Below are 16,410 nucleotides of genomic sequence, written 5' to 3'. Positions count from 1 at the left end.
AAGTGACGCTGACGGCTTTCTTCGCCATTGCGGCCATCCATTTGGCCGCCGCGATCAGCCCCGGCCCGGCCTTTATCGTCTCCTTGCGGGTTGCTGCCGCCGAAGGGTTCGGACCAGCGGCAGGATTGGCTTTAGGATTTGGTTTGGGCGCTGCGACATGGGCAATAGCGGCGATGACGGGGGTAGCCGTTCTTTTCGAACTGGTACCCTACCTGTTTGTTGGCCTCAAACTCGCAGGCGCGGCCTTCGTCCTTTTCATTGCTTGCAGCATGTGGCGGCACGCAAAGGAGCCGACGGCAGACGTTAGCGAAGTCACTGCGAATCCGCACACATCGTGGAGCGCGATCCGCCTTGGCTACCTGACCTTCTTGAGCAATCCAAAATCAGCCGTTTTCTTTGGCGCTGTGTTTATTGGATTGGTGCCACCAGACACGGCGCTCGGCTGGAAAACGGCCATTGTTATCATCATCCTTATTAATGAAACCCTTTGGTATTTGATAGTTGCAGGGCTTTTCTCAACTGAAAAAGCCCGAAGTGGCTATCGCCGTGCAAAGGTCTGGATCGACCGGACTTTTGGCACGTTCCTCGCCCTGTTGGGCATGAAAATCGCACTGACCTGACCGGAGCTGAGCATGACAGATCGCCTTCCACACGAAAAAGGGTTCCACATTTCTTGGGACCAAATTCACCGCGACAGCCGTGCGTTGGCATGGCGACTTGATGGCAAGGGCCCTGATGACGGGGCATGGCGCGCCGTGGTTGCGATCACGCGCGGCGGGATGGCCCCTGCCATGATCGTGGCTAGGGAGCTTGATATCCGCACGGTCGATACGATCTCTGTTATGTCTTACCACTCCGGCGGCGGCAAAGCCGACCAGCGGCGGGAGGCGAAAGTTCTCAAATCCCCTGACACTTACATAATGGGCGACGGCACCGGCATCCTGATCGTCGATGACCTTGTCGACAGCGGTAAGACGCTGGAACTCGTGCGCCAGCTTTACCCACGCGCACATTTCGCCACCGTCTATGCCAAGCCTGAAGGGGAGCCACAGGTCGACACCTTCATCACGGGCGTCAGCCAAGACACGTGGATCTTTTTTCCATGGGACATGGCCCTACAATATGTGGAGCCGTATCGCGGCAAAGATTGATCTCAGCCGCCAAGGACACTACTGACATGACCCAACCCCGCACCGCTTCGACCTTTGCGCCGCCCGTAATGGAGGCGCGTCGCTGGCTTGAGGGCGTGGATCATCCCGGCGACCGTCCACTGCTCAACGTCAGTCAGGCAGCACCCGTCGATCCCCCGCCTGAAAACCTGCGGGCGGCGATGGCCCAGATGATTGTTGAAGATCCAACAAGCCATATCTACGGCCCCGTTTTGGGTCTGCCAGCACTCAGACAAGAGGTCGCGGCGCGGTGGTCAGATGCCTATGGCGCAGCGATTACTGAGGAGAAGGTAGCTATCACCTCAGGCTGCAACCAAGCCTTCGCCGCGTCCATTGCGTCGCTCTGTAGCGATGGGGATGAGGTCATCATTCCGACGCCTTATTACTTCAACCACGCAATGTGGCTCGACATGAGCGGCGTCAAAACGGTACCGCTCAAAACCGGCGATAATTCGATCCCTATTTCCAGCGATGCCGAAGCGTTGATCACCCCCAAAACTCGTGCCATCGCACTCGTCAGCCCAAACAACCCCTGCGGTGTCGAATATCCTGCGGACACGGTGCTCGCCTTTTTCAAGCTGGCGCAGGCCCACGGCATTGCGCTGATCATTGATGAGACCTACCGCGATTTCGACAGTCGGGAGGGAGCACCCCACCCGCTGTTTACGCAGCAGGATTGGGACGCGACATTGATCCACCTCTATTCCTTTTCCAAAGCCTATCGTCTCACGGGGCATCGCGTCGGGGCTGTTGTTGCGGCACCAGGGCGTTTGAGGGAGATGGAGAAATTCCTCGACACTGTCACCATCTGCCCAAACCAATTGGGCCAACGCGCCGCGCTTTGGGGGATGCAACACCTGTCCGACTGGGTCGCCGGCGAACGGTTGGAGATTTTAGACCGCCGCGCGGCCATCGCGGACAATATGCCAAAGCTCGAAGCAAAGGGTTGGGAGCTTTTGGGATGCGGCGCCTATTTTGCCTACATGAAACACCCTTTTGATCTGTCGTCAGCCGACCTTGCCCCGCGCTTGGTGAAAGACGCAGGCATCCTATTGCTGCCCGGCACAATGTTCGTTCCAGACAGCGATCCGTCGGGTGCACAGCAGCTGCGCGTCGCTTTCGCCAATATCGACCGTTCTGGCATCGCAAAATTGTTCGACAGGCTGGTGGCTTTCATCCCCTAACCCTTGCGCCCCGCCCGCCTGCACCATATGCAGTTGCAAAAGCAAAAACCGCTCATTGCACAGGGTATCCACGCAGATGGCTGAACAGAAGAAACCACGTTATTTTCTTTGGGCAATTATGTTGTTGCTCTGTGTTGGTTTGCTGGGCTTTGGCACCGGTGGATTTAACAGCAATGTCCGCTCAATCGGCACGGTTGGGGACAAAGATGTATCCGTCACCTCTTACCGCAATGCTTTAAACCAACAACTGAGCGCGTTTGAATCGCAACTGGGCAGCCGCATCACCTTTCAAGAAGCGGAAAGCCTAGGCGTTGTCGCCCTCGCCCAATCGCAACTGATCACGGCACGGACGCTGGACAATGAGGCGATGCAAATGGGCCTCTCCGTCGGTGATGAGCGCGTCCGCGAAGAAGTGCTTCGCGTGCCGAGCTTCCGTGGTCTTGACGGGTCGTTTGACCGCGAAGCTTACCGCAGCGCCCTGCGCCGCAATGGGATCACCGAAGCGCTTTACGAAACCTCAATCCGCGAAAGCGCGGCCCGCACAATCCTACAGTCCGCCATCGTTGGTGGCATTACCGCGCCAGAGGCCTACACCGACCAACTGGTTCAGTTCTATGGGGAGCAGCGCGACTTCGTTTTTGCCAATCTGACCGCTGATGATCTTGAGACGGCGATTGCGGCGCCAACGGACGAAGACCTACGAGCGTTTTTTGAGGCCAATCCAGACCTCTTCACCACCTCAGAGGCGCGGGAGATTTCTTTTGCATGGTTGACGCCAGACATGATCCAAGATGATCTTCAGATTGAGGAAGACACGCTTCGCCAAATCTACAACGATCGGATCGCTGAGTTTGTGCAGCCGGAGCGCCGTTTGGTGGAACGGTTGGTCTTCGTGGACGAAGCGTCTGCCACTGCGGCGAAAGCCCAACTCGACGCCGGCGAGATCGATTTTGACGCGCTGGTAGAAGAGCGCGGCTTGGACCTTGCCGATGTTGATCTGGGCGACGTGGATAAGGACGAATTGGGCGCTGCGGGCGAAGCAGTGTTTGGAGCGGAAGCTGGCGATGTGGTTGGGCCACTTAATTCGTCCATCGGTCCAGCACTGTTCCGCATGAACGCGGTTTTGAATGCGCAAGAAACAAGCTTTGAGGACGCTGCTGACCAGTTGCGCGTCGAAGCCTCAGCAGACCGCGCGCGGCGCGTGATTGACGGGTCGGTTGAGTTTATCACGGACTTGCTGGTGGGTGGCGCGTCGTTGGAAGAGTTGGCGAACGAAACTGATATGCAGTTTGGCCAAATTAGCCTCACCCCTGACAGCGCGGACGAGATTGCAGCCTATGGTGAGTTCCGCGTAGCAGCATCGACGGCGAGCGAGAGCGACTTTCCTGCGATCAACAACCTGTCCGACGGTGGCATCTTTGCCCTGCGCCTTGATGGTGTGACACCGCCAAGCGTGATCCCGTTTGAGGGCGTTAGAGAGCAAGTGATTGCATTCTGGACCGCCGATCAAGAACGCGAGGCTGTGGTGGAGCTTGCAGAAGAGATGTCAACCCAAATCGATCCACTAACCGATTTTGCAAGCCTCGATCTGGCATCGATCAATGAGTTCGGCCTCACCCGTCGCAGCTTTGTTGAAGGCACCCCACCTGCGTTTATAACAGAGGTTTTCGCAACTCCGCTGTCCGAAACGGTCGTGGTTGAAACCCCAACCGGCGCGATCATCGCCCGCGTGGATGCAATCAACCCGCCCAATCCAGAAAATACCATGACATCGGCAGAGCGTGAGCAGATCAGCGGCCTTGCCCAGGGTGGCATCGCGCAGGATTTGTTTGATGCCTACGCCGGTGCCGTGCAGCGCCGGACCGATGTGCAGCTTGATGCCGCGATTATCGACGCGGTTCACAGTCAGTTTCAATAAAACTTATGGCGATCCAACCGGCATATGATGACTTTGCCGCGCGATATGATGCGGACGAAAGTCAGGTGGTCTACACGCGATTGGCGGCCGACCTTGACACGCCCGTCTCGCTAATGTTGCGTTTGGCGAATGCTGGGACACACAGCTTCATCCTCGAATCAGTCACTGGTGGCGAGGTGCGCGGGCGCTATTCGATGGTTGGCATGAACCCCGACCTTATCTGGAAATGTCATGGCACCAAGGCACAGATCAACCGCAACGCGCGTGTCGATTTGGACGCCTTCACCGATTGCGATGACGATCCTTTGACAGCATTTCGCGGGGTTCTGGAAGAAAGCAGGATGGACCTTCCTGCCGACCTGCCCGCCGCTTCTGCGGGGCTTTTCGGCTATCTAGGCTATGATACCATCCGCTTGGTCGAGCATTTGCCCAACATCAACCCTGACCCACTCGGCCTGCCCGATGGCATTATGATGCGCCCGTCTGTGGTCGCGGTGCTTGACGGCGTTAAGGGCGATGTGATCCTTGTATCGCCTGCATGGACAGGCTCGGGTCTGTCGGCCAAAGCGGCATACGCTCAAGCGGCGGAGCGGGTGATGGACGCGAAACGCGCCTTGGATCGGCCCATCCCCAACGACCGCGATTTCCGCGAACCGGCGCCAGATCGGGAGCCGACGTCGAACTTCACGCATCAGGGCTATCTCGACGCTGTTGAAAAGGCCAAGGAATACATCCGTGCGGGCGACATCTTTCAGGTTGTCCCGTCGCAACGCTGGACGCAGGACTTCCCGCAGCCACCCTTCGCGCTCTATAGATCACTGCGCCGCACGAACCCGTCACCGTTCATGTTCTACTTCAATTTTGGCGGTTTTCAAGTTGTGGGTGCGAGCCCAGAAATCCTCGTCCGCGTCTTTGGCAGCGAAGTCACCATCCGCCCAATCGCAGGCACCCGCCCGCGCGGCGCAACGCCGACAGAGGATGACGCCAACGAAGCGGACTTGTTGGCGGATGCCAAGGAAATGGCAGAGCATTTGATGCTGCTTGACCTTGGGCGCAACGACACTGGCAAAGTCTCCAAAATCGGGACGGTGAAGCCCACTGAGCAGTTCATCATCGAACGCTACAGCCATGTGATGCACATTGTCTCCAACGTGACGGGTGAGCTGGCGGAGGATCAAGACGCCCTTTCCGCCTATTTCGCGGGGATGCCCGCGGGCACCGTATCGGGCGCACCAAAGGTTCGTGCGATGGAGATCATCGACGAGCTTGAGCCGGAAAAGCGTGGTGTCTATGGCGGCGGCTGCGGGTATTTCTCCGTCAATGGCGACATGGATATGTGCATCGCGCTGCGCACGGCCGTGGTGAAGGACCAAAAACTTTATATTCAGGCTGGCGGCGGTGTCGTCTATGACAGTGAGCCAGAGGCGGAATATATGGAAACCGTCCACAAATCAAACGCCATTCGCAAGGCAGCAGCGGACGCGGGCATGTTTACCGGCGACGGCAACGGCTAAGGCACAAGAAACGGGTCGCTTGACCGCAAAGCGACAGCTACGATTCGCTTATGACCCAATCACCACGCCTGATACTCTCAGCAACACTCATGCTCCTCGCCCTTGCGGCGGTCTGGGGCGGGTCATTCTTTTTTGCTGTAGTCGCGTTGGAGGAGGTGCCACCACTGACAGTGACGTTTCACCGCGTTTCATGGGCCTGCCCGATCCTTCTGGCGATTGTTATAATCCGGAAAATCCCGCTGCCCCGTGACCCACGCATCTGGTTTGCCTTCCTCGTGATGGGCGCGCTTAACAACGCCATCCCCTTTTCGCTCATCTTTTGGGGCCAAACGCAAATTGAAAGCGGGTTGGCGTCTATCCTCAATGGTACCACCGCGCTTTTCGGTGCTGTTGTGGCTGGGATGCTTCTGAAAGACGAACCCCTGACCCTAAGCAAGCTCATTGGCGCGGGCTTCGGCCTGCTCGGTGTTGCCGTCATCATCGGACCTAGCGCTTTGACGGAGCTTTCGCCTACTAACCTTGGACAAGGTGCAGTCGTGCTCGCCGCACTGTCCTATGCCTTTGCAAGCGTCTGGGCCAAGACGCAACTCTCCACACAGCCAGCGCTGGTCAATGCATTTGGCATGGTGGCGGGCAGCAGCTTGATGATGCTGCCCATTGTTCTGATTGTGGATGGGCCACCGACCTACGCACTTTCATCAACAACCACAGCATCCGTTTTTGGTCTCGCAGCGCTGTCTACCGTCTTGGCCTACGTGCTCTATTTCGCGATTCTGACGCGGGCGGGTGCAGCCAATCTCATGCTTGTCACACTCCTGATACCACCCTTTGCGATCCTGCTGGGGGCCGCGTTTCTGGACGAGCGTCTTACGCCGACCGCTTGGGCGGGCTTTGCGTTCATAGCGGTGGGGTTATGCGTCACAGATGGGCGGTTGCCCGCCCTTGCCGCATCACGGCTGAAGCGCAGCTGAAAGCGGCCCCAGCGTCACACGCCCAGTTTCGTTTAGCTCTGCCCATTTGCGCAAAGCCTCAATCATCTCATCACTCATACGACCCAAAAGGATGACACCATCATCTCGCCGCGCTAGGAACGCCGCTTGTTCAAGGAAGCGACCGATCACCCGCGCGGTTTGACCTTCCGCATCTAGTTCCCGATAGATAGTCGCGGATGGAATGCCCGCACCCTTAGCCACGTGCAGCGCAGCATTAAGCCCTTTCTTGGCAATCATAGACCTCGCCCATCGACGGCGAGCACTTCGATGGTTTGGTTGGTCACATCACGGCTGTCTTGCGTCCCCGTATCGCCTGGATCAACGAATGCGACGGCGTCGGGTACAAGGCCAAGCGCTGATTGCATCGCGACCTCAACATCATTGGCCCGCGCGCCCGTGGGGAAATCGGCCTTGAGCGCCACCTCGGCCCCCGCCGTGCGATAGTCCAACATCGTCGAGCGAACCTGCTCATCGCCGCTGTCGAGCACAACCGTCACTGGTAAAGGCAAGGTCGCAATATGGTCAATCGTCTCAAGCAAGCTGCCCTCATGCAACAGAACAACGCCCATTAACCGCTTTCCTTGCGGATTGTCGAAATCCGCCACAAAGCGATCGAAGGCTGTTGAGGGCACCGCAGCAGGCACGTCGATTTCAACGGCTTCAGGCGCAGTGTCGGTAATGACGCGGTTCACGCGCACACCCGAATCCCCAGTCGGGAGGTTGTTGCTGCCCTCCCAAAGCTTGATGACCCGTGGCGTTGTCCGCTCTTCCGCGTCATTTGGGTTCGGGAATTCAATCGTCTGGCTTAAGCTTGCGCTGTCTTCTTCGTTCTCAGGCAGCGTAAACGGTTCTGAAAGTGAAATAACTTGCTCTGCTTGCGCTTCAGGTGCCGCGGGTTCGGAAGTCTCTTAGGCTTCTGCGGATACGTCGGCACTAGGTTCCGCACTGTCATAAGTGAGTTCCTCCCCAGATGCGTCAGGCACGGCAATCGGATCAGCCGACTGCGTTGACACATCTGCGATCTGGTCGGTTTGTGGCGCTTGCGGTGCATTACCTTGGGATGCGATCAGTACCGTGTCCATGGTCGCGGTCTCCACGCCTGCCGTTTCATCCATAGCCGCCGCTTCAATCTCAGCCTCAACAATCGTTGCCTCAGCTTTGTCGAGCGGGTCAGCATCAGCCACATCCTCGACTGCATCGACGCTTGGTGTAGTGACGTCGGGCGCATCTGTGACAGCAACCTCTTCATCGTCGGTCGCTGGTGTCTCAACCTCAATCGCGTCAACAATCTCAGGTGTCTCCGCTTCAACCTCCAACTCTGTCTGTGGCGTAACCGGCGGCTCATCAGATGACGGTTCCATCTGTGCCGTCGCCGGTGGTTCGTCTGTGATCGGAGACGGTGTCAAAAGCACCAGAGAGACGAGACAAAGACTCGTTCAAGCCGTGGCGCCGAGCGCGCCCATAAGAAATGATCTAACTACCCTGTCGTCTTTCTGAACGTCCAGCTGGTCTTGACGCGGTCTGCCCGCTTGCCTCATGTATTGCCATGACCATACCGCCACCCTACCTGCAAGCGGTAGCCTTAATTTAGCAAGTGACGCCAGACATGCTCCTACTGATAGATAACTACGACAGCTTCACCTATAATTTGGTCCACTATTTGGGCGAACTAGGCGCTGATGTTCAAGTGCACCGCAATGATGCGCTTAACGTGCAAGAAGCGATGGCGTTGCGCCCCGAAATGATCCTGTTGTCGCCAGGACCGTGCGACCCAGCACAGGCAGGAATTTGCCTAGCGCTCACAGAAGCAGCGGCTGAAACGGATATTCCGCTGATGGGTGTCTGCCTTGGACATCAAACCATCGGAGAAGCGTTTGGCGGCAAAGTGGTCCGTTGTCATGAAATCGTTCACGGTAAAATGGGGACCATGAAAAACAAGGGCAAAGGCCTTTTCAAAGGCTTGCCAGCAGAATTTGAAGCAACCCGCTATCATTCCTTGGTGGTGGAGCGGGAAAGCCTGCCCGACTGTCTTGAGATCACGGCTGAACTTGAAGACGGCACAATCATGGGCCTACAGCACAAAACTTTGCCTATTCACGGAGTCCAGTTTCACCCCGAATCTATCGCATCCGAGCATGGTCATGCGCTGCTGCAAAACTTTCTTGATCTCGTAAAGGTACCGGCATGAGCGACGCCATGAAACCCCTTATCTTCGCGGCGAGCGAAGGTCCCCTGTCCAAAGTGCAAGCCGAAGAAGCGTTTGCGCTCCTCTTTGATGGGGAGGCTTTGCCCTCCCAAATCGGTGGCTTGCTGATGGCGATGCGAGCCCGTGGTGAGTCCGTCGCCGAATATGCCGCCGCCGCAGCCGTGATGAGGGCGCGATGCAACGCTGTCAAAGCACCAGAAGGTGCGATCGACATCGTGGGCACTGGCGGCGACGGGATGAAAACACTGAATATTTCGACCGCGTCGGCCTTTGTGGTTGCGGGCGCAGGCGTGCCAGTGGCTAAACATGGCAACAAAAACCTGTCCTCGCTTTCAGGCGCGGGCGACATCCTCACTGAAATGGGCGTCAACATTATGGTCGGGCCGGATGTGGTGGAGACTGCTCTGGCGGAAGCCAACATCGGCTTCATGATGGCCCCAATGCACCATCCAGCCGTCAAACATGTGATGCCGGTGCGCCAAGAACTTGGATGCAAAACAATCTTTAACATATTGGGGCCACTGACAAATCCCGCTGGTGCCAAGCGTCAATTGACGGGGGCCTTCGCGCCTGATTTGATTTTCCCAATGGCAGAAACCCTCAAGGAATTGGGGTCGGAGGCCGCATGGCTGGTCCACGGGTCAGACGGCACGGATGAGACCACAATCTGCGGCCCGACAGCTGTCGCCGCCTTGGGCACGGATGGCAAGATCAAGTCTATGGAAATACATCCGGAGGATGCAGGGCTGCCGGTCCACCCGTTCAAAGACATTTTGGGCGGCACACCAGCAGAAAACGCGGTCGCATTCCGTGCACTTTTGGGTGGGGAACAGAATGCCTACCGAGACGCAGTTCTCTTGAACGCTTCTGCGGCTCTGGTCGTAGCAGATCGCGCGGGCAACCTGAAAGAAGGTGTTGAAATTGCAGCGGAAAGCATCGACAGCGGCAAGGCGAAATCCTCCGTTGAAGCGCTTGCCCGCGTTACTTCCGCTGCCTAGTGTTTGACCTGTCGGGGCTTGATGATTGGGTCGATCTGTTGTTCTTTTCAGATCCCCTTCCTGAAATAGAAATCGCGCTGGTAGGACAAGACATCCTGCCGCCACCACACCAAACATTCGCAGCGCTCAAACTGTGCCAACCGAGCTACACCAAGGTCGTCATCCTCGGCCAAGATCCGCACCCATCGCCGGGGTATGCGCATGGTTTGGCGTTATCAGCTGATGCTTCAGTCGTCCCATACCCCAAATCATTGACGAATACTTTCAGTGAGATAGGGGATGATCTTTGCGCAAAACCCTCTTCCCCCAATCTCCACCACTGGGCCGAGCAACGGGTTTTTCTTCTCAACACATCCCTGTCCGTCCTGCCGCATCAGGCAGGCGTTCATGCTAAACTTAGCTAGGCCGCATTGACACGTCAGGTGGTCGACAAGCTCTCCGACCAGTACGGGGCGTGGCTCATTTGGGGCAAACAAGCGCAGGCGTTTGACGCGCCCCTCGGACCCAATCATCTCAAAATCGAAACGGCGCATCCGTCGCCTTTGTCAGCCTACCGTGGTTTTTTTTCGGCTCCCGCCCATTTTCAAGGGTCAATCAGTGGCTTATTGAACGGGGGCACACCCCGATCAACTGGACCGGCCATGACTGATATTTTAGACAAGATCAAAGCCTACAAGCTTGAGCACATCGAAGCTTGCAAAGCCTCTGTGCCGTTGAGCGAGGTTGAGGCGAGAGCAAAAGCCGCGCCACCGACGCTGGGGTTCCACAAAAAACTGCAAGAGGCGAGCCTCGAGGGTTATGGCCTGATTGCGGAAATCAAGAAGGCGAGCCCTTCGAAAGGACTGATACGCCCTGACTTCGATCCACCGGCTTTGGCGAAAGCCTATGAAGAAGGTGGCGCGACCTGCCTTTCCATCCTCACCGATGGTCCAAGTTTCCAAGGCGCCGACAGTTTCCTGACCGAAGCGCGAGACGCAGTCTCCCTCCCCGCGTTGCGCAAGGACTTCATGTATGACCCCTATCAAGTGGCGGAGGCTCGTGCGCTTCATGCAGACTGCATCCTGATCATCATGGCCAGCGTCAGCGACGCCCAAGCGCAAGAGCTGGAAGACGCAGCCTTCCACTGGGGCATGGATGTGCTGCTGGAGGTGCATGACGCCGAAGAGCTTGAGCGTGCAAGCAAGCTCAAATCTTCCCTGATGGGCATCAACAACCGCAATCTCAAAACCTTCGACGTCACACTCGACACCACACGCGACCTCAGCCATCAAGTGCCCGCTGATCGCATGATCGTATGCGAGAGTGGGCTCTTTACGCCAGATGATCTGGCGGACATGGCCCGCTATGGCGCCCGCACGTTCTTGATTGGCGAAAGCTTGATGCGGCAGGACGATGTGGCCCAAGCCACGCGCGACCTTCTGGCGAACCCGCTGACCGCAGGGGGCATGTGATGCCGCTCAGCCATTTCGACAACAGCGGCAAAGCGCATATGGTGGATGTCTCGGACAAAGACATCACCGCGCGGATCGCTATGGCCGAGGGGCATATCACCATGTCGGCGGAGACGTTGGCATTGATCACCGAAGGCCGGACAGAAAAAGGCGATGTGCTTGGCATCGCACGGCTCGCAGGGATCATGGCGGCTAAGAAGACCGCCGACCTGATCCCGCTCTGTCATCCGCTGCCGATCTCAAAAGTTAGCCTCGATCTCACACCTGACACCGACCTGCCGGGTATTCGGATCAGCGCGACGGTAAAGACAACCGGCCAAACGGGAGTGGAGATGGAGGCGCTCACCGCCGTCTCAGCCGCGGCGCTGACCGTGCATGACATGGTGAAAGCCGTGCAAAAGGACATGGTGATCGGCGACATTCGTGTGACGTTGAAAGACGGCGGAAAATCCGGCCGTTTCGAGGCCCCATGATCTCCGTCACTGAGGCGCTCGACGCGCTCTTTGCGCTTGTCGCACCTTTGCCCTCTGAAACCGTGCCGCTCACCGAAGCATCGGGCCGCATCCTTGCCAAAGACGCACACGCTACCCGAAACCAACCGCCCTTCGCCGCCTCGATCATGGATGGCTACGCGGTGCCTGTGGCAGAAGTGGACACCGGCGACACGTTCGCCATTATTGGGGAGGCGGCCGCTGGCCATGCCTTCGACGGCACCCTCTCAGTGGGCCAAGCCATTCGCATCTTCACCGGTGCGCCGCTACCAGATGGGGCGAAACGTGTCGTCATCCAAGAAGATGTGACCCGCAACGCAGACACGATCATGATTGGCAGAGAGATTGCTAGCGCACTTTATATCCGGGCCTCCGGCGCGGATTTCAAAGCGGGCGACGCACTGACCGCACCACGGCACCTGACGCCTTCCGACATTGCGCTTCTCGCCGCGATGAACCATCCGACGGTCGAGGTCACGCGCAAGCCTGTTGTAGCGATCATCGCGACGGGCGATGAATTGGTGCAGCCCGGCGAAACCCCTGGGCCAGATCAGATCATCGCCTCCAACAGCTATGGTCTAAAGGCGCTGCTGGAGCATCACGGGGCTGAAGTCCGCCTTCTCCCCATCGCGCGCGACAATCTTGCATCGCTCGAGCTGGCGTTCTCATTGGCCGATGGTGCAGATTTGGTAGTGACCATCGGCGGCGCATCAGTCGGCGATCATGATCTGGTAGCAGATGCAGCGGCGAGCCGCGGAATGGAGCGGTCGTTCTATAAAATCGCCATGCGCCCTGGAAAACCATTGATGGCCGGGCGGCTTGGCAGCGCCACAATGATCGGTCTGCCCGGCAATCCTGTTTCGGCAATGGTTTGCGGGCATGTCTTCGTCTTGCCGGTCCTTCACAAGATGCTTGGCCTCGGTGCAGCACCGGCCAAACGGCAAACGGCCCCCCTCGCCAATGACTTCCCCGCCAACGGCCCGCGGGAGCATTACATGCGCGCGCAACTTAAGAACGGTGAGGTCACTGTCTTTGAACGCCAAGACAGCGCCCTTCTCACCGTTCTTGCAGAAGCAAACTGCCTCTGCGTCCGACCTCCCTACGCGGCGACCGCCGCAAAGGGCGAAACCGTCGAGATCATCCCACTTTGACACCGTTTGTTGACACAAAACAAGAACATGTGTAGAACGTAAAGAAAACTAAGGGCGCTTTCGCGCGAAAAACGAGGTTTTCGATGCTGACGAAGAAACAACTCGATCTGTTGGAATTTATCCATAAGCGCGTACAACGCGACGGTGTTCCTCCTTCCTTTGATGAAATGAAAGAAGCGCTGGATTTGCGATCTAAGTCCGGCATTCATCGCTTGATCACCGCGTTGGAAGAGCGCGGCTTCATCCGTCGCCTCGCCCACCGCGCCCGCGCCTTGGAGATTGTGAAGCTGCCCGACAGCATGGGCGCTGCGCCCTCCGGGTTTACACCGCGCGTGATCGAAGGCGACCGCCCAGATGAAACGCCGCCCGCCGCTTTGGCTGTAGAGGGGAGCGCGACGGACGTGCCGCTAATGGGCAAGATCGCTGCTGGTGTTCCGATTGAGGCAATTCAGAACCGGTCGCACAACGTCTCCGTCCCCAGTTCGATGCTGTCTAAGGGTAACCACTACGCGTTGGAGGTCAAAGGCGACTCGATGATCGACGAGGGCATCAATGATGGTGACATCGTGATTGTGCGCGAAACCGCTGTCGCGGATGACGGTGATATCGTTGTGGCCCTCGTCGAAGGGCAAGAGGCGACATTGAAAACGCTTCGCCGCAAAGGAGGCTCCATTGCACTGGAGGCCGCTAACCCCGCCTATGAGACCCGCATCTTCCGCGATGATCAGGTCAAGGTTCAAGGCAAGCTGGCTGGTTTGATCCGGTCCTACTGACCGGCGTGACAAATTTGGAATTGGGCGGCTTCGGCCGCCTTTTTCAGTTTAGAACAAACTCTGTTGGTAAATTCGACACACGCGTTGCATTCCACGCGCGATAACCGGTGAGGTGTCTGGACGACGTGATGACAAGGTGATCCTCCTACACCGAAATCGCCAAAAGATGCGCAAGATTAGCAGCCCTCAGGTGCTCCAACGTCTCGGCTGGGATAGCAGATCGGTCGCCTGTTGTGATGGCAGCGGCGATGCCTACAGTGTCGGGCGCAATCTGCTCCACAAGTTGCGCAGCTAACCCAACGCGGAGTTTGAAAAGCGCCAGCGCCGGATCCCCTTCCGGCGGAAATAACCGTAACGCAGGTGTCCGCATGTAGCCCACACCGCTCAGCCGCAGAAACCAAGCGTGGCGCTGGAAATCAAACCCGCCCGGTTCAGCTGGGCCCGACGGTGGGGATAGATTTCCTGTCATCGTCAAGGTATCGCCCAGTGCAATGTTGGTCAGCGGTTGGGTGCCATGCAACCGCACGCGCACCCGGCTAGGGGTTTTCAGTGTTGCGACGTTCGACAGCACCACACGATCCAGCGTCAAACGGACGGCCTCACTGGCGGAACGGTCGATATTCACAACCCGCCCCTGAATGGGTCCATCGTAGCGAAACTCCAGCACCGGACCCCACAACGCCTCCGTCCGTGTTTTCGCGAAGCCAAATCCAACCGCGACCAGAAGCAACGCAATCAGAATGGGTCGAAAGTTGGCGTTGATGAAAAAGCCCACGAAACTCATGCAAAGCGAGGCCGCGACGAGGCCCCACCAATGTGCCGTTTCCGGCTCAATCTAGAACGAAAATTACGCCTCAATCCTCATGGCAAGACAGACAGGCACCCAGCCATACGTATGACCGCGTTGGGCAAGAAAACCGTCCACCACGAACCTGACGGGCTGCACTTGTTCTCGCCTCCCGTCTCTCGTATCCCCTGAACAACGCCACAGTGGCTCTTCAAGGTAAATCAAAGGTTAACCGCTCATGACAGTCGTCACCCGTTTTGCTCCGTCTCCCACCGGCTCGCTCCACATTGGCGGTGCACGGACGGCCCTTTTCAATTGGCTTTATGCACGGGGGCGCGGTGGTAAATTCTTGTTGCGGATTGAGGACACCGATCGCGCGCGGTCATCGGATGAGAACACTCAAGCGATCTTAGATGGATTGACTTGGCTCGGTCTCGATTGGGACGGTGAGCCTGAAAGCCAATTCGCCCGCGCAGACCGCCACGCAAAGGTTGCCAATGCGCTGCTTGAGGCGGGCAAAGCCTACAAATGCTTCTCCACCCCCGAAGAAATCGAAGCCTTCCGCGAGAAAGCACGGGAGGAGAAAACATCGACCCTCTTCCGCTCCCCGTGGCGAGATGCAGATGAGAGCACATACCCTGACGCGCCTTTCGTCATTCGGATCAAGGCCCCGCGTGAAGGCGCGACCACCCTCCAAGATGAAGTGCAAGGCAATGTCACATGGAAAAACGAACAATTGGACGACATGATCCTCCTGCGGTCCGACGGAACGCCGGTCTATATGCTGGCTGTCGTGATCGACGACCATGACATGGGCGTCACGCATGTAATACGTGGCGATGATCACCTTGCCAATGCCTTCCGCCAAAACCTGATTTACGACGCGATGGGCTGGGACAAGCCGACACTGGCGCATATCCCCCTGATATTTGGTCCAGACGGTAAAAAGCTTTCAAAACGACATGGCGCGACCGGTGCTGCTGAATACCAAAAGCTGGGCTATCCTGCGGCGGGCATGCGCAACTACCTCGCCCGTCTGGGGTGGAGCCACGGCGACGACGAATTCTTCACCGATGCCCAAGCCAAAGAGTGGTTCGATCTGGATGGGATCGGCAAATCACCAGCGCGGTTTGACTTCAAAAAGCTTGAAAATATCTGCGGACAACACATCGCTGCTGCGGACGATGCTGCGCTGCTGCATGAAATTCAGGCATTTCTGGCCGCAAAGGATGCCGCTCCTCTGACTGACACACAAAATGACGGTCTATTGAAGGCCATGTATTGCCTAAAAGATCGCGCAAAGACATTTGGGCAAATTATTGATAACGCACATTTTTTTCTAAATTTTTGCACTCTTGATCAAGATGAAAAATCAGAAAAAATGCTTGACCCAGTATCCCGTAGTATACTGAGTGAATTGACGCCGCAGCTGCAAACTGTTAGCTGGGATCGCAAAACGCTGGAGGGTCTCGTCGCCGCACTTGCAGAGGCGCATGGGACAAAACTTGGTAAACTTGCTGGGCCGCTTCGGGCCGCTTTGGCTGGCCGGTCTGTATCCCCTTCGGTCTTTGACATGATGCTGGTCATCGGGCGTGACGAAACCATCGCGCGTCTGGAAGAAGCATCCGCCTGACACGCGACTGTAACGGACCCTCGTTAAGTCCACCAAAGGCTACAACTGAAACACCGGCGCGGGCATCCGCACGCGCCGCGCTATGAGGTAGAGAGAGATGTCTGAAGCCAAGAAAACCGCGACGCTGACTATTGATGGGCAAG

18 protein-coding genes are annotated in these 16,410 nt (G+C 57.3%); 13 read left to right on the top strand and 5 right to left on the bottom strand.

Features of this window, described 5'->3' with window-relative positions; all coding sequences use genetic code 11:
• The first annotated feature begins 2 nt into the window (after positions 1 to 2).
• The 6 genes from ACTF5F_RS12140 (at position 3) to ACTF5F_RS12115 (ending at position 6,756) form a co-directional block, all read left to right on the top strand.
• Positions 3 to 620 (top strand): LysE family translocator, encoded by a 618-nt coding sequence (locus tag ACTF5F_RS12140; RefSeq protein ID WP_438957138.1) that lies wholly within the window; start codon positions 3 to 5, stop codon positions 618 to 620.
• Between the two features lie 12 nt (positions 621 to 632).
• Complete coding sequence (gpt, locus tag ACTF5F_RS12135) at positions 633 to 1,151, top strand: xanthine phosphoribosyltransferase (RefSeq protein WP_438957137.1); 519 nt, start codon at positions 633 to 635, stop codon at positions 1,149 to 1,151.
• 26 nt (positions 1,152 to 1,177) lie between these two features.
• Positions 1,178 to 2,353 carry an aminotransferase gene (locus ACTF5F_RS12130; protein ID WP_438957136.1) on the top strand — a complete coding sequence of 392 codons (1,176 nt, stop codon included), beginning with the start codon at positions 1,178 to 1,180 and terminating at the stop codon, positions 2,351 to 2,353.
• Positions 2,354 to 2,429: 76 nt separating this feature from the next.
• The gene (locus ACTF5F_RS12125; RefSeq protein WP_438957135.1) at positions 2,430 to 4,271 is read left to right on the top strand and encodes a peptidyl-prolyl cis-trans isomerase; all 1,842 of its coding nucleotides are present in this window, start codon (positions 2,430 to 2,432) and stop codon (positions 4,269 to 4,271) included.
• A 5-nt stretch (positions 4,272 to 4,276) separates the two neighbouring features.
• Positions 4,277 to 5,785, top strand: a complete 1,509-nt coding sequence (gene trpE / locus ACTF5F_RS12120) for an anthranilate synthase component I (RefSeq protein WP_438957134.1) — start codon at positions 4,277 to 4,279, stop codon at positions 5,783 to 5,785.
• Positions 5,786 to 5,835: 50 nt separating this feature from the next.
• Positions 5,836 to 6,756 carry a DMT family transporter gene (locus ACTF5F_RS12115; RefSeq protein ID WP_438957133.1) on the top strand — a complete coding sequence of 307 codons (921 nt, stop codon included), beginning with the start codon at positions 5,836 to 5,838 and terminating at the stop codon, positions 6,754 to 6,756.
• Here ACTF5F_RS12115 and ACTF5F_RS12110 read toward each other — a convergent pair.
• The 3 genes from ACTF5F_RS12110 to ACTF5F_RS12100 all read right to left on the bottom strand — a co-directional run bounded on the left by ACTF5F_RS12110 (position 6,736) and on the right by ACTF5F_RS12100 (position 8,138).
• Positions 6,736 to 7,014, bottom strand: a complete 279-nt coding sequence (locus tag ACTF5F_RS12110) for a divergent polysaccharide deacetylase family protein (protein ID WP_438957132.1) — start codon at positions 7,012 to 7,014, stop codon at positions 6,736 to 6,738. The genes ACTF5F_RS12115 and ACTF5F_RS12110 overlap by 21 nt on opposite strands.
• Positions 7,011 to 7,469: a hypothetical protein gene (locus ACTF5F_RS12105; RefSeq protein WP_438957131.1), complete on the bottom strand. Its 459-nt coding sequence runs from the start codon at positions 7,467 to 7,469 to the stop codon at positions 7,011 to 7,013. The genes ACTF5F_RS12110 and ACTF5F_RS12105 overlap by 4 nt, the downstream gene beginning before the upstream one ends.
• A 216-nt stretch (positions 7,470 to 7,685) precedes the next feature.
• Positions 7,686 to 8,138, bottom strand: a complete 453-nt coding sequence (locus ACTF5F_RS12100) for a hypothetical protein (protein WP_438957130.1) — start codon at positions 8,136 to 8,138, stop codon at positions 7,686 to 7,688.
• Between the two features lie 245 nt (positions 8,139 to 8,383).
• On the opposite strand from ACTF5F_RS12100, the gene ACTF5F_RS12095 reads away from it, so the two are divergent.
• Positions 8,384 to 8,965, top strand: coding sequence for an anthranilate synthase component II (locus ACTF5F_RS12095; RefSeq protein ID WP_438957129.1), 582 nt, complete (start codon positions 8,384 to 8,386; stop codon positions 8,963 to 8,965).
• Positions 8,962 to 9,981, top strand: coding sequence for an anthranilate phosphoribosyltransferase (trpD, locus tag ACTF5F_RS12090; protein WP_438957128.1), 1,020 nt, complete (start codon positions 8,962 to 8,964; stop codon positions 9,979 to 9,981). Before ACTF5F_RS12095 ends, trpD begins: the two co-directional genes overlap by 4 nt.
• A 248-nt stretch (positions 9,982 to 10,229) precedes the next feature.
• On the opposite strand, the gene ACTF5F_RS12085 is transcribed toward trpD, so the two are convergent.
• Positions 10,230 to 10,514 (bottom strand): hypothetical protein, encoded by a 285-nt coding sequence (locus tag ACTF5F_RS12085; protein WP_438957127.1) that lies wholly within the window; start codon positions 10,512 to 10,514, stop codon positions 10,230 to 10,232.
• A 108-nt stretch (positions 10,515 to 10,622) separates the two neighbouring features.
• Here ACTF5F_RS12085 and trpC point away from each other — a divergent pair, with 108 nt between their 5' ends.
• From trpC to lexA, 4 genes are all read left to right on the top strand, one after another.
• Positions 10,623 to 11,432, top strand: a complete 810-nt coding sequence (trpC, locus tag ACTF5F_RS12080; RefSeq protein WP_438957126.1) for an indole-3-glycerol phosphate synthase TrpC — start codon at positions 10,623 to 10,625, stop codon at positions 11,430 to 11,432.
• Complete coding sequence (moaC, locus tag ACTF5F_RS12075; protein ID WP_438957125.1) at positions 11,432 to 11,905, top strand: cyclic pyranopterin monophosphate synthase MoaC; 474 nt, start codon at positions 11,432 to 11,434, stop codon at positions 11,903 to 11,905. Before trpC ends, moaC begins: the two co-directional genes overlap by 1 nt.
• Positions 11,902 to 13,074 (top strand): molybdopterin molybdotransferase MoeA, encoded by a 1,173-nt coding sequence (locus tag ACTF5F_RS12070; RefSeq protein ID WP_438957124.1) that lies wholly within the window; start codon positions 11,902 to 11,904, stop codon positions 13,072 to 13,074. The genes moaC and ACTF5F_RS12070 overlap by 4 nt, the downstream gene beginning before the upstream one ends.
• An 83-nt stretch (positions 13,075 to 13,157) precedes the next feature.
• Entirely contained in the window at positions 13,158 to 13,847 is a 690-nt protein-coding gene (gene lexA / locus ACTF5F_RS12065) for a transcriptional repressor LexA (protein ID WP_438957123.1), read from the top strand.
• A 145-nt stretch (positions 13,848 to 13,992) separates the two neighbouring features.
• On the opposite strand, the gene ACTF5F_RS12060 is transcribed toward lexA, so the two are convergent.
• On the bottom strand, positions 13,993 to 14,682 hold the full coding sequence (locus ACTF5F_RS12060; RefSeq protein WP_438957164.1) for a DUF4131 domain-containing protein: 690 nt from the start codon (positions 14,680 to 14,682) through the stop codon (positions 13,993 to 13,995).
• A 190-nt stretch (positions 14,683 to 14,872) separates the two neighbouring features.
• Here ACTF5F_RS12060 and gltX point away from each other — a divergent pair, with 190 nt between their 5' ends.
• Positions 14,873 to 16,267, top strand: a complete 1,395-nt coding sequence (gene gltX / locus ACTF5F_RS12055) for a glutamate--tRNA ligase (RefSeq protein ID WP_438957122.1) — start codon at positions 14,873 to 14,875, stop codon at positions 16,265 to 16,267.
• Positions 16,268 to 16,410 lie beyond the last annotated feature (143 nt).

It is taken from the genome of Cognatiyoonia sp. (assembly GCF_965661665.1).
Lineage (GTDB): Bacteria > Pseudomonadota > Alphaproteobacteria > Rhodobacterales > Rhodobacteraceae > Cognatiyoonia.
The sequence above is the reverse complement of the archived record's forward strand: the minus strand, read 5'-3'. Positions and strand labels throughout refer to the sequence as shown.

What these genes read in the sequence shown, in the direction of transcription:
- trpE (WP_438957134.1), top strand. Translation starts at nt 4,277, where the DNA reads ATGGCGATCCAACCGGCATATGATGACTTTGCCGCGCGATATGATGCG.
- trpC (WP_438957126.1), top strand. Translation starts at nt 10,623, where the DNA reads ATGACTGATATTTTAGACAAGATCAAAGCCTACAAGCTTGAGCACATC.
- ACTF5F_RS12070 (WP_438957124.1), top strand. Translation starts at nt 11,902, where the DNA reads ATGATCTCCGTCACTGAGGCGCTCGACGCGCTCTTTGCGCTTGTCGCA.
- ACTF5F_RS12085 (WP_438957127.1), bottom strand. Translation starts at nt 10,514, where the DNA reads ATGCGCCGTTTCGATTTTGAGATGATTGGGTCCGAGGGGCGCGTCAAA.
- ACTF5F_RS12110 (WP_438957132.1), bottom strand. Translation starts at nt 7,014, where the DNA reads ATGATTGCCAAGAAAGGGCTTAATGCTGCGCTGCACGTGGCTAAGGGT.
- gltX (WP_438957122.1), top strand. Translation starts at nt 14,873, where the DNA reads ATGACAGTCGTCACCCGTTTTGCTCCGTCTCCCACCGGCTCGCTCCAC.
- gpt (WP_438957137.1), top strand. Translation starts at nt 633, where the DNA reads ATGACAGATCGCCTTCCACACGAAAAAGGGTTCCACATTTCTTGGGAC.
- moaC (WP_438957125.1), top strand. Translation starts at nt 11,432, where the DNA reads ATGCCGCTCAGCCATTTCGACAACAGCGGCAAAGCGCATATGGTGGAT.
- lexA (WP_438957123.1), top strand. Translation starts at nt 13,158, where the DNA reads ATGCTGACGAAGAAACAACTCGATCTGTTGGAATTTATCCATAAGCGC.
- ACTF5F_RS12115 (WP_438957133.1), top strand. Translation starts at nt 5,836, where the DNA reads ATGACCCAATCACCACGCCTGATACTCTCAGCAACACTCATGCTCCTC.
- ACTF5F_RS12130 (WP_438957136.1), top strand. Translation starts at nt 1,178, where the DNA reads ATGACCCAACCCCGCACCGCTTCGACCTTTGCGCCGCCCGTAATGGAG.
- ACTF5F_RS12125 (WP_438957135.1), top strand. Translation starts at nt 2,430, where the DNA reads ATGGCTGAACAGAAGAAACCACGTTATTTTCTTTGGGCAATTATGTTG.
- ACTF5F_RS12095 (WP_438957129.1), top strand. Translation starts at nt 8,384, where the DNA reads ATGCTCCTACTGATAGATAACTACGACAGCTTCACCTATAATTTGGTC.
- ACTF5F_RS12100 (WP_438957130.1), bottom strand. Translation starts at nt 8,138, where the DNA reads ATGGAACCGTCATCTGATGAGCCGCCGGTTACGCCACAGACAGAGTTG.
- trpD (WP_438957128.1), top strand. Translation starts at nt 8,962, where the DNA reads ATGAGCGACGCCATGAAACCCCTTATCTTCGCGGCGAGCGAAGGTCCC.